Annotated in this window: 10 protein-coding genes; 4 read left to right on the forward strand and 6 right to left on the reverse strand. The window is 65.6% G+C overall.

Translation table 11 applies throughout. The features are described 5' to 3' along the window. Nucleotides 1-30: 30 nt before the first annotated feature. Nucleotides 31-2,736, forward strand: coding sequence for a hypothetical protein (locus KTQ37_RS00355; RefSeq protein ID WP_218628481.1), 2,706 nt, complete (start codon nucleotides 31-33; stop codon nucleotides 2,734-2,736). 153 nt (nucleotides 2,737-2,889) lie between these two features. Continuing rightward, nucleotides 2,890-4,779, forward strand: a complete 1,890-nt coding sequence (locus KTQ37_RS00360; protein WP_218628482.1) for a monovalent cation:proton antiporter-2 (CPA2) family protein — start codon at nucleotides 2,890-2,892, stop codon at nucleotides 4,777-4,779. 48 nt (nucleotides 4,780-4,827) lie between these two features. Here KTQ37_RS00360 and KTQ37_RS00365 read toward each other — a convergent pair whose 3' ends face one another. The 5 genes from KTQ37_RS00365 to KTQ37_RS00385 all read right to left on the reverse strand — a co-directional run bounded on the left by KTQ37_RS00365 (nucleotide 4,828) and on the right by KTQ37_RS00385 (nucleotide 9,749). Further along, nucleotides 4,828-5,337 carry a CarD family transcriptional regulator gene (locus KTQ37_RS00365; protein WP_218628483.1) on the reverse strand — a complete coding sequence of 170 codons (510 nt, stop codon included), beginning with the start codon at nucleotides 5,335-5,337 and terminating at the stop codon, nucleotides 4,828-4,830. 314 nt (nucleotides 5,338-5,651) lie between these two features. Then, entirely contained in the window at nucleotides 5,652-5,990 is a 339-nt protein-coding gene (gene fdxA, locus KTQ37_RS00370; protein ID WP_218628484.1) for a ferredoxin FdxA, read from the reverse strand. A 108-nt stretch (nucleotides 5,991-6,098) separates the two neighbouring features. Further along, a complete protein-coding gene (locus KTQ37_RS00375) occupies nucleotides 6,099-6,413 on the reverse strand; it encodes an RNA-binding S4 domain-containing protein (protein ID WP_218628485.1) in 315 nt (104 codons plus the stop codon). A 3-nt stretch (nucleotides 6,414-6,416) separates the two neighbouring features. Then, nucleotides 6,417-9,173 carry a helicase-related protein gene (locus tag KTQ37_RS00380; RefSeq protein WP_218628486.1) on the reverse strand — a complete coding sequence of 919 codons (2,757 nt, stop codon included), beginning with the start codon at nucleotides 9,171-9,173 and terminating at the stop codon, nucleotides 6,417-6,419. Nucleotides 9,174-9,188: 15 nt separating this feature from the next. Next, nucleotides 9,189-9,749 carry a tetratricopeptide repeat protein gene (locus KTQ37_RS00385; protein ID WP_218628487.1) on the reverse strand — a complete coding sequence of 187 codons (561 nt, stop codon included), beginning with the start codon at nucleotides 9,747-9,749 and terminating at the stop codon, nucleotides 9,189-9,191. Between the two features lie 65 nt (nucleotides 9,750-9,814). Between KTQ37_RS00385 and KTQ37_RS00390 the strand changes: the two genes are divergently transcribed. Together KTQ37_RS00390 and KTQ37_RS00395 are read left to right on the forward strand one after the other, a co-directional pair. Beyond that, complete coding sequence (locus KTQ37_RS00390; protein WP_218628488.1) at nucleotides 9,815-10,102, forward strand: SCP2 sterol-binding domain-containing protein; 288 nt, start codon at nucleotides 9,815-9,817, stop codon at nucleotides 10,100-10,102. After that, complete coding sequence (locus tag KTQ37_RS00395; protein ID WP_218628489.1) at nucleotides 10,102-11,049, forward strand: alpha/beta fold hydrolase; 948 nt, start codon at nucleotides 10,102-10,104, stop codon at nucleotides 11,047-11,049. The genes KTQ37_RS00390 and KTQ37_RS00395 overlap by 1 nt, the downstream gene beginning before the upstream one ends. On the opposite strand, the gene KTQ37_RS00400 is transcribed toward KTQ37_RS00395, so the two are convergent. Continuing rightward, the gene (locus KTQ37_RS00400) at nucleotides 11,046-11,771 is read right to left on the reverse strand and encodes a proteasome-type protease (protein ID WP_218628490.1); all 726 of its coding nucleotides are present in this window, start codon (nucleotides 11,769-11,771) and stop codon (nucleotides 11,046-11,048) included. The two genes, KTQ37_RS00395 and KTQ37_RS00400, sit on opposite strands and share 4 nt — an antisense overlap. Between the last annotated feature and the right edge of the window lie 6 nt (nucleotides 11,772-11,777).

Here is an 11,777-nt window from a genome sequence, read left to right on the forward strand (position 1 = left end):
CGCCCCTTTCGATCAGCCAGAGCCACCGGAATGAAACCCAGCTTCGCGCTCAATCTCTCGCTTGACGGCATTGGTCTTCTGCATCGCCGGGCCGATGGCTGGGCGCGGTTGGGTGAGGTCTCACTTGAGGTCGATGACCTGCAAGGCGCGTTGACCGGCCTGCGCCGCGCAGCCCTTTCGGCCGAACCGCGCGGGCTGACCTCGAAACTGATCATCCCCGCCTCGCAGATCCTCTATACCGAGGTTCGCGCCCCCGGACCGCGCACCGCGCAGCGCCGCAGCCAGATCGCCGCCGCGCTGGAGGGGATGACGCCCTACCCCGTCGAGGATCTCATTTTCGACTGGTCCGGCAATGGCGAAACCGTGCAGGTCGCCATCGTCGCGCGCGAAACCCTGGCCGAGGCGGAGGCCTTCGCCGAGTCGCACGGCTTCTGCCCGATCTCCTTCGTCGCCCTGCCCGAGCCGGGGCAGTTCGGTGGCGAGCCGTGGTTCGGCCTCACCGCCAATGCCGCCCAGCACCTTCCCGAAGGCGCGCGCGTTGACCGCGATCAGGACCCGGTGCGCGTTGTCGAGCAGGTCAGCCTGGAAGAGTTCCTGGCCGCGACCGAAGAGCCGGTTGTCGAACCTGCGCCCGAGCCTATTGCTGAAGAAGAAGTGCCGGAGGTTTCGGTCGCGCCTCCTTCCGATCCGGAGCCCCCCGCCGAGCCCCCGGTGCCTGAGCCGGAGGATGCCGACGATGAAGAGGCTCTCACCGATCTGGAACTGGCGCTGAACGCGCCCTTCGTGCCCGACCTGCCCCCGGCAGAGGAGGCGCCGCCGCAAGAGCTGTCGCTTGCCGAAGAACCGCTCGAACCCGCTGTGCCGGATACGCCGCAGGCGGAGCTCGAGCCGCAGGAAAGCCCCGAGCAGCCGACAGAACCCGAGGCCCCCGTTCCCGCCTTCAGCTCGCGCCGCACGCCGGAACTTGCCGCGCGCGCCGACGATGCTGGCGTCACGCCCCGTCTGGGCGGCGCGGCGCGGCTGCACCCGATGCCGCCGCGCACCATGCCACCCGAGCAGAAGGCCAAGCTGATGCAAAGCGGTTCGGCCGGGGTCACGGCGCCGGGCCTGGCGCTGCCCGAAACGGATCTGCGCAGCGCCGCCGAAACGCTGAAACGCGCCGCGAAAGCCGGGCTAGACAAGGCCGCGCGCGGAACGGTGAAACTGGGCGACAGCGCGGGCAAGGCGCTGGTGAAAAGCCTCAAACCCAAACTGGATGACGAACCTGCCACCGCTCCGGAGGAGGCCGAACCCGCTGCCAGCCCGTTTGGCACCTTCCAGCCCGCCCTCACAGGCGGAAAGCCCAGGCATTTTGGGCTGAAGCTGACGGCAGGGCTGGTGCTGTTCCTTGGTATCGTCGCGCTTTGGTCAAGCTTCCTTGGCGACGACACCCCGCCTGCCGAGGTCGCAGCTCTGGAAACGCAGGCACCAGCGCCCGCACCCGAAATCACGGCGCCTGCGGCACAGCCCGCACCCGAACCGGCCGCGACCGAAACCGCCGCGCCGCCCCCCGCTACGGAACAAGCCGCGGCGGAACCGGCCCCGGCGGTGCCCCAACCTGCCGAGCCAACCCGGTCTAGCCCCGAGATCGTTCCGGCGCCGAACCTGTCGCTCTCGTCGATCTCGACGGCCGATCCGGCTTTGCGCGACACGACCGCCACGGCGACGCTGCCCCCGGCTGAAAGCCTCACCGACAGCCAACCGGTCATGCCGCCGCCGCCGCCGCCCTTCGAGCAGCTTGCGCGGCTGACACCCGAGGGCGACATTCAACCCACACCGCAAGGCGTGGTCATGCCGGGCGACTTCACGCTTTACGCGGGCAAGCCCCCGCGCCTGCCCGGGCCGCGCCCCGAAGCGATCGCCGCCGCCGCGCTGGTGGCCGCAGCGGCGCCCGCCGCCCCGACCGAGGCCGAGGAACCCGCCCCCTACGCCGATCCGGCGCTGGCAGGTCTGCGTCCCAAGCCCCGCCCCGCCGCCATTGAAGCCGCCGCGCAAGCGGCAGCGCAGGCTGCCACGCCAGAACCCGCCCCCGAGGCCAGCACGCCCGAGACCGACGACGGTGCCGCGCTGACACCCGAGCAAAGCACACGCCTGGCGCTTCTGGCCAACGCGAAACCGAAGGCGCGCCCGGCCTCGATCGCGAGTGCCTTCGCGACCGCAAGCGCCGCCGAGGAGGCCGCCGCAGCCGAGGCCGCCCGCGCCGCCGAAGCGCAAACCGCCGCCCTTGCCAGCGCCACGGCGCGCGCGGTTTCTGTCTCGCGCCGCCCACCTGCGAAACCGCGCAACTTCACTACCTCGGTCGAGAACGCATTGGCCGCCGCGATTGCCGCCGAACCCGCCCCGGCCGCAACCCAGGTTGCCGCAGCCCCCGCTCGCCAGGCCGCGATCGAGCCGCCCCCCGAGGAACTGGACGAACCCGAGCCCGTCTCGGTCGCCCCCAAGCTGCCCACCTCTGCCTCGGTGGCCAAGCAGGCAACGCTGAAAAACGCCATAGACCTCAAGGAAATCAATCTGATCGGGGTCTATGGCTCGTCTTCGAACCGCCGCGCGCTGGTGCGCCTGTCGAGTGGCAAGTACGTCAAGGTCTCGGTCGGCGATCGATTGGATGGTGGCAAGGTGACCGCCATCGGAGCCGGACAACTGACTTACAAGAAAGGCTCTCGCAACTATACGCTGACGCTTCTGAAAGGGAGCTAAGGCGCGATCCGATCAACTCGGGTAACAGCCGCGAAACATCGCCCGTTTCGCCTTGCGCCCGGTCCAGCATTCTCTAGGCTTAGAGCCGGTCCACCATTTTTTCCTCCCCCATTCGCGCCGCGCCCCGCGTAGCCCAACCAGATAGTGCACCCGATGGAAGGCTTCCTCCTTCAAGCCACACTTTACCTTATTGCGATGGTCATCGCTGTGCCGCTCGCCTCGCGGGCGGGGCTTGGCTCGGTTCTGGGCTATCTGATGGCGGGTATTCTGATCGGCCCGGTGCTGGGGCTTTCCGGCTCGGAAATGACCGATCTTCAGCATTTCGCCGAATTCGGCGTGGTGATGATGCTGTTTCTGATCGGCTTGGAGCTGGAGCCCCGCGCGCTTTGGGCGATGCGCGACAAGCTGCTCGGGCTAGGCGGGCTTCAGGTGCTGGTGACGGTCGCGGCAGTCACGACGCTGGCGCTGCTGCTGGGGCAGCCGCTGCGCATCGCGCTTGCACTTGGGATGATCTTCGCGCTCTCCTCGACCGCTATCGTGCTGCAAACGCTGAACGAAAAGCGCCTGATGCAGACCGCAGGCGGGCGTTCGGCCTTCGCGGTGCTGCTGACGCAGGATATCGCCGTCATCCCGATGCTGGCGCTGATGCCGCTTTTGGCGCTGCCCGGTGCGCGGGCACTGTCGAAGGCCGAAGCCTCCGACAACGTTGTTGCCCATTTCATCGACAGCCTGCCGGGCTGGGGGGTAACGCTGATCACGCTGGCCGCGGTGGCGTTTGTCATCCTTGCCGGTCACCTGCTGGTGCGTCCTCTCTTCCGCTTCGTCCACGCCGCCAAGCTGCGCGAAATCAACACCGCGATGGCGCTGATGATCGTGGTCGGCATCGCCTCGCTGATGAACCTCGTGGGGCTTTCGCCCGCGCTTGGCACCTTCCTCGCGGGCGTCGTTCTGGCCGACAGCGAGTTCAAGCACGAGCTGGAAAGCGATATCGAGCCCTTCAAGGGCCTGCTGATGGGGCTGTTCTTCATCACCGTGGGCGCGGGGATCAACTTCACGGTCTTCACGGCAGCACCGGTCACGACCGTGCTTCTGGTTTTCGCGCTTGTCGGCCTCAAGGCAGCGATCCTTTACGTCCTTGCGCGGGCCTTCCGGCTGAAAGGCGGGGACAAGACGCTGTTCACGCTCGGGCTGGCGCAGGCCGGTGAATTTGGCTTTGTCCTGGTGTCCTTCGCGGTCGGACAACGCATCCTGCCGGCCGCAATCGCGGAAAAGACCCTGCTGATCATTGCGCTCTCAATGCTGATCACGCCGCTTCTGTTCATCGCGCACGAGCAACTCGCCCGGTTCCGGCGCGACGAAGATGGCCCCTCGGCCGATGAGATCGACGAGCAGCAACCCATCATCATCGCCGGGGTTGGCCGCTTCGGCCAGGTGGTCAACCGCATGATCACCATGTCGGGCTTTCAGACGACCGTTCTGGATGCCGATCTCAAGACCGTGCAACTGATGCGGACCTTCGGCTTCAAGAGCTATTTCGGCGACCCGACGCGGCCCGATCTGCTGGCCGCCGCCGGGCTGGCCAAGGCGCGCGTGCTGGTCGTATGCCTCGACGACAAGGCCTCGACCACGCGGCTTGTCGCCTATGCGCGGCGTCTGCGGCCGGACCTGCACATCATCGCCCGCGCGCGCGATCGTATTCACGTGTTCGAGCTTTACCGGGCCGGCGCCGACGACATCGTGCGCGAGATGTTCGACTCTTCGCTGCGCTGTGCGCGCTACGTGCTTGAGAATGTCGGGCTGAGCGAATTCGAAGCCGCCGAGCTTGAAAAGACCTTCTTCAAGCTCGACCGCGCCGCCGTGCGCGATCTGGCGCAGGTCTGGAAGCCCGGCGTTCCGGTCGAACAGAACCCCGAATACATCAAGCGCACGCGCGAGCTGAATGCCGAACTGGAAGCCGAAATGATGGAGCGGTTCTCGCGCCGGACCAGCAAGATCGATGCCGACGACCGGCCAGCCGACGCCGGCGTCACGAAAGAGGGTTGAAACGAAAACGGGCCCCGAAGGGCCCGTCTTGCGTAAATCTACCTGCGATCAGGCGGCGCGACCAACCAGAACGTCATCGACTTTCTTTGCGGCGCCAGCCTCGTCGGTGCCCGACACGGCGGCGACTTCACGGGTCAGACGCTCCAGCGCGGCTTCGTAAAGCTGACGCTCGGAATAGCTCTGCTCGCGCTGATCATCGGCACGGTGCAGATCGCGCACGACCTCGGCGATCGACAGCAGATCGCCCGAGTTGATCTTTTGCTCATACTCCTGCGCGCGGCGCGACCACATCGCCCGCTTGACCTTGGCCTTGCCTTTCAGCGTTTCGAGCGCACGGGTCACCACCTCGGGCGAGCTGAGCCCGCGCATACCGATATCGACGGCCTTGTTGGTGGGAACGCGCAGCGTCATCTTGTCTTTCTCGAACGAGATGACGAAGAGTTCGAGACGGATACCAGCGATCTCCTGCTCTTCGATCGACATGATTTTGCCGACACCATGTGCGGGATAAACAACGAAATCGTCCGGGCGGAATTCGGTTTTCTTGGTCTTGGTCATTCAGTCGCTTCCTTGCAGCCGGGGCGGTCACCCTATCCGACAGCGCACAAGACACCCACGGCGCTTTAAGCTCCGCGATGTCTCTCGCAGTCAAAGATAAACCCCCGGCAGGCGAGCAGGTCTGCGAGGGCGGGATCAAACTCCAATGTCACAATAATGTAGCACAAAATTGGACCGATTCAAAGCGCGGCAAAGCATCACTGTTATGCGAATGCAGAAACTCAAGCCCTTGAAGGGCAACAAGCCTCACGCCTTCCGTCGCGTCATGCGCTGTGAACGACCCGAATCAGGGGCGCGCCGGACCGAGATGAGAATCAGTCGCCCTGGCCCGGATTCGGGCTGAAGTACTTATCAAGCTTGCCCGGCTCGCCGTCATACTTCTCGTGATCCGGCATCGGGTCTTTCTTCTGCGTGATCACGGGCCAAAGTTCGGCGTATTTGCGGTTGAACTCGACCCAGTCTTCCATTCCCGGCTCGGTATCGGGGCGGATCGCGTCGGCGGGACACTCGGGCTCGCATACGCCGCAGTCGATGCATTCGTCGGGGTGGATCACCAGCGTATTCTCGCCCTCGTAGAAGCAGTCCACGGGACAGACTTCGACGCAGTCGGTGTATTTGCAGGCGATGCAGTTATCGGTGACGACATAGGTCATGGAGCAACCCCGGATCGTTTAGGTTCTGGCGATACCTAGCGGGGCGTTGCGGATCAATCAAGGGAGAGTGTCACAGAAAAGCCGGGCTGCGGCGATCTGGCCCCGCACTCAGAACGGGCGTTCGGCTTCGGGCGCCGCGTGCGGAACGTTGGGCTCGTCAAGCGCGGTATAGAGGGTCGCGGCCTCACTCGCCGGGCCGCGACGCTCACCGCAGCCCTCGATCCGGATGACGCGCACGGCCCCCGCAACGCTGACCGTCAGGACATCGCCGGGGCCAACCGCCCGCCCCGGCTTGTCGATGCGCTGGCCGTTCACGCGCACGCGCCCGGCCTGCACCAGATCGGCGGCCAGCCCGCGCGTCTTGACGAACCGCGCGTGCCAGAGCCACTTGTCGATACGGATCCGGTCAGATCCGTGCGCCATCGCTTACTTCTTGTCCTTCAGAGCCGCGAGGATCGCGAAGGGGCTATCAGGGTCGATCGGCTTTTCCTTCTTGGGCGGGCGGGCCTCGAAGTGGCGCGCGCCCTTGCCCTCATGCGGCTTACCCTTGCCTTTGGGCTTGCCGCCGCCTTTGCGCTCGCCACGGAATTCGGGCTTGCCACCCTCGCGGCGCTTGCCCTCGCCACCGTCGCGGCGCGGCGCGCGCTCGGGGCGCGGGTTGTGGCGCGGACGCGGGGCCCAGGCAAAGGTGAAGAACACTTCCATCTCGGGCGCGGCAGAGGCCGCCTCGGCCTCAGCCTCGGCGATCGGCGAGGCATCCTCGGGGATCGGGTTCTCGGCGCCAGCCTCGGGGGCCTTCGGCTCCGCCACCGGACGGGTCTTTTCGCGCTCGCCCTTCTCGGCCTTGTAGCCAAGGCCCTCCATCAGGTCGGCGAACTGGTCCAACGTCATACCGGTGATCGAGAGCATGTCGGGATTGGCCTCGAAGCCACCCCGGCTGTCCTGACCGCGCAGCAGGTCGGCCAGACGCTCGAGCATGTCGATGCGGATCGCGCGCGACCCTGCCGGGCGATAGCCCGAAAGCGTATAGGCCTGCATACCCACTTCGGGGATATGCGGGATGGTCACCAGACCCGGAGGCGGGCTTTCGGGGAACTCCGACAGGCCTTCCCAGAGCGCCGAAAGCACCAGGCGCAGACGGGTCGGCGCGGGCTTGAGCAGCGCCTGCATGAAGATCGTGTACTGGCCAAAGCGCACGCCGTGCTTGCGCAGCGCGCCGCGAGCGTCCTGGTCAAGTTCCTTGACCTCTGCGGCCACGCCTTCGCGCGGCAGGATGCCCATGCCCTCGACAAGGCGGAAGGCAAAGCCACGCGCAAGTCCGGTCAGGGCCTCGTCACGGCTGATCGCCAGAAGCGGCTCGAACAGGGTTGCGACCTTGCGGTCGATGAAATGCTGCAGACGGCGCTTGACCTTCTCGGCAACCTCGGGACCGGCCTCTTCATCGACGAAGGCCTCGACCGAGGGTTTCGCCGGCTCAGAGCCCTTCACGAGCTTGCCGACGGCGATCTCGCCCCACATCAGGCCACCCTGCTCGGTGAAGTCCATCTCGGTATCGGGTGCGTTGTAGAAACGGTCCGCCCGCAGGTTGAACTCGGGACGCAGCGCCTCGTAGGCGGCACGTGCCAGCATCTTCGCCTCATCGGGCGAGGAGGTCGCATCCTGCCGGAACCGGAATCCGTCCAGACGGCCAGCGAATTCGCCTTCGACCATCACTTCACCCTTGTCGTTCACCTCGGCCACGAGGGTCTCCTTCTGCTTGAGCCGGCGCAGCAACACAGAGGTGCGCCGGTCCACAAATCGTTGGATCAGTGCGCCATGCAGCGCATCCGACAGGCGGTCTTCTACAGCGCGAGTCTCCTCGCGCCAATGGCTTTCGTCATCGACCCAGCCCTTGCGCTGCGCCACGTATGTCCAGGTGCGGATAAACGCGAGCCGTTTCGACAGCGCATCGATGTCCCCCTGCACCCGGTCGATCCGCTCGATCTGGCCACGCAGCCAGTCCGATGGGATCCCTTTGCCGCCCTGCAGGAAGCCGAAGATACGCGCCAGCAAAGTCGCATGTTCCGTCTGCGAGATCGAGCGGAAATCGGGTATTCGGCACACATCCCAGAGCAGACGCACATCATTTGGGTGCCGCACCCGGTCGATGACTTCCGGATACTCGCTGAGTGCCTTGAGAGCACGCAGATCGTCCGCCTCGCGCCCGCGCGTCAGCCACTCGTCGCCGGGGCTTTCCTCAAGCGACTGGATCAGCCGGGGCAGCGTTCCGAACTCAAGCCGCGGGTTGCGCCATTGCAGGCGCTGGATCGGCGCAAAGCGGTGGTTCTCGACCGCGTCGATCACCTCGGGCGGCAGCGGCGAGGCCTCACCGGTCACGCCGAAGGTGCCGTCCATCGTGTGCCGCCCTGCCCGTCCGGCGATCTGGCCAAGCTCATGCGGGAAGAGATGCCGCATCCGGCGCCCGTCGAATTTCGCCGTGGCCGAAAAGGCGACATGCTCGATATCGAGGTTCAGGCCCATGCCGATGGCATCTGTGGCAACGAGGTAATCGACATCCCCATTTTGATACATGGCGACCTGCGCATTGCGCGTGCGCGGGCTGAGCGCCCCCATGACGACCGCCGCGCCACCCTTCTGGCGGCGGATCAGCTCGGCGATGGCATAGACATTTTCAACCGAAAAGCCGACGATGGCGCTGCGCGGCGGCATCCGGCTTATCTTTTTCGAACCTGCCCACTTGAGTTCCGAGAAACGCTCCCGCCGGGTGAACTGCGCCTTGGGCACCAGCGCCGCGATGGCGCCTTTCATGGTCTCCGAGCCGAGGAACAGCGTCTCGTGCAGGCCGCGCGCGTGCAGCAGGCGGTCGGTGAAGACATGGCCACGCTCGGGGTCGGCGCAAAGCTGGATCTCGTCGAGGGCCACAAAATCGGCACCGACATCGGGCATCGCCTCGGTGGTGCAGACCCAATACTGCGTGCGCTCGGGGACGATGCGTTCCTCACCCGTGACTAGCGCCACGACCGAGGGGCCGCGCGCCTTGACGATCCGATCATAGACCTCGCGCGCCAAAAGCCGCAGTGGCAGCCCGATGACGCCGGTGCGATGCGCCAGCATGCGTTCAATCGCGTAATGCGTCTTGCCGGTGTTGGTCGGCCCCAGCACGGCCGTGATACGCGCAGACATTTTTCCCGCCCAGTCTTACAGCGCGACGCCCGCGAGCGCCTTCTCCAGCATGTCGATTGCGTCTTTCACATCCTGCTGGTGCGGGTTCAAGGCGAAAGAGGCGCGATAGGCCGCCAGCGCGCGCTCGGGCTGCTCCATATCGTCGAGAATCATGCCCAGGCCATTCAGCGCGCCCCAATGACGCGGCTCAAGCCGCAGGGTCTGCGCGATATCCGACAGCGCCGGCCCGTAGCGGCCGGCGACAAAGAACGCCGTGGCGCGCGCATTCCAACCCTCGGGGAAGTCCGGCGCGTGATCTGTCAGCGCGGTCAGATGCTCGATCGCGGCGTCGAGGTCGCCCGCGTCGAGCGCCTCGGTCCCGCGCTTGAGCAGCAGATCCATCGCCGGAGAGCCCGAACGCGACCAGGCCCGTTCGATATCCGATTGCGCGCGCGCCCAACCTGGATAGTCTGGATCGGCCAGTTCGGCGAAGTATCGCTCCAACCCGGTGGTCTCGGAATGTGCCGTAACGGCGCTGCAAAACAGCGTGAGAAATGCCGCAACGGCATATTTGTTTATGGCTGTTGGCCCGCGCATAACTAAAATGTAACCCAACCGCCGGAGAAAGCGATAGGTCCGGCGTTCACATTTCGGAGGAGTTCATGAGCGAAATCATCGAGAAGGCCGTTGCCGCGCTGCAAGAGAAGATGCCGAACGGTTTTCCCTCGACCGCGAAATTCGTCATCACCGACGAGGGCGCGATCGTGATCGACGCCGACGGGGTGCGTGCGGGCGATGACGAGGCGGACGTGACGCTGACCGCCAATGCCGAAACCTTCAAGGGCATCCTGAGCGGCGACGTCAACCCGACCATGGCTTTCATGACCGGCAAGCTGAAGATCGACGGCTCGATGGGCCTGGCGATGCAGCTTGGCTCGGCGCTGAGCTGATGGAAGAGGCCCCCTTTCACGCCGCGATTTCCGGCGGTCCTGAAGGGGGGCGCGCCCTCTGGCTGCATACGGCAGACGAACGGCGCATCCGCCTGGGGCTCTGGCCTGCGGCGGGAGAGGCGCGCGGGACGGTGTTCATCTTCCCCGGCCGCACCGAATATATCGAGAAATACGGCCTTGCGGCGGCCGAGTTCACCGCGCGGGGCTATGATGTGCTTGCGATCGACTGGCGCGGGCAAGGGCTGGCGGATCGCCCCCTCGCCGACCAGATGATGGGCCATGTGGAGCGTTTCGCCGAGTATCAGATCGACCTCGCCGCCGTGCTTCATGCCGCCGAGGCGCTGGATCTGCCCCGCCCCTGGCTCGCACTTGGGCATTCCATGGGCGGCACGATTGCGCTGCGTGCCCTCAGCCGGCCGCATCCCTTTGCCGCGGTCACCCTGTCGGCGCCGATGCTGGGGATCGCGCTGAACGCGCCGATGCGCCAGATCGCCCTGCCGCTGGCGCGAGTGCTGCTCGACAACCCGCGCGCACGGCGCTACGCACCCGAAACCAGCGAAGTCACCTATGTGCTGACCGACGGGTTTCAGAATAACTTCCTGACGACAGATGCGATGATGTGGGCCAAGCTGATCGAGCAGGTGGCCGAAGTGCCCGCGCTCGCACTAGGCGGCCCCTCGCTGCACTGGGTCGCCGAGGCGTTGCTGGAGTGTCAGGCGCTGCTGAAACTGCCCGCGCCTGACCTGCCCTGCTACTGCGCCCTTGGCACGGATGAGCGCGTCGTGGACAGCACGGCGATCCGGCAGCGACTGAAAGACTGGCCCGCCGCGCGGCTTGAGATGTTCCCCGGCGTGCAGCATGAGATCATGATGGATAAGCCCGAAACCGGCGCGCGTTTCTATGCAAGCTGCCTGGCGCTGTTCGACGCGGCCACGGACGCGGCTTAAAGCTCGATCTGGCTAAAACCTTCGCGCAGCGCGCTCGACCAGGCCTCGGACATACGGGCAAAATCAGGGTCTTTCGCCTCGATCCGACGGCGCGAGGAAACCCGGCAGGCATCGCGCTCGATCACCGCCAGATCCAGCGGCATCCCCACCGACAGGTTCGAGCGCAACGTCGAATCCATCGACAGCAGCACCGCCTTTTGCGCGTCCTCGATGCTGGTCGAGGGGGTCACCACGCGGTCGAGGATCGGCTTGCCGTATTTATGCTCGCCGATTTGCAGGAAGGGCGTGTCCTCGGTCGCCTCGATGAAATTGCCCTCAGGGTAGACGAGGAACATCCGCATCGCCCCGCCCGCGCGCTGCCCCGCCACGATCATCGAGGCCGAGACGCTGACTTTCGCTGCGTTCATCTTGTGGTCGATATCCTCGCGGACCGAGGCCAGCGTATTGCCGATGATCTCGGCCACTTTCAACATGCTCGGCGCCAGCATGATCGAGGTCTCACCCGTCGCATCGTCATCCTCGATCGCCTCGCGCAGGCGCGCGATGGTGGTCTGGGTGACCGAAAGCGACCCGGCCGTCAGCACGGTGATGACCCGCTCGCCCGGATCCTCGAAGGTGAACATCTTGCGGTAGGTCGCGATATTATCGAGCCCCGCATTCGTGCGGGTATCGCTCAGCAGCACCATGCCCGCATCCAGCAGCAGGCCAACGCAATAGGTCATTCTTTC

The organism is Sedimentimonas flavescens, assembly GCF_019264375.1.
In the GTDB taxonomy this organism is placed as follows: Bacteria; Pseudomonadota; Alphaproteobacteria; order Rhodobacterales; family Rhodobacteraceae; genus Rhodobacter; species Rhodobacter flavescens.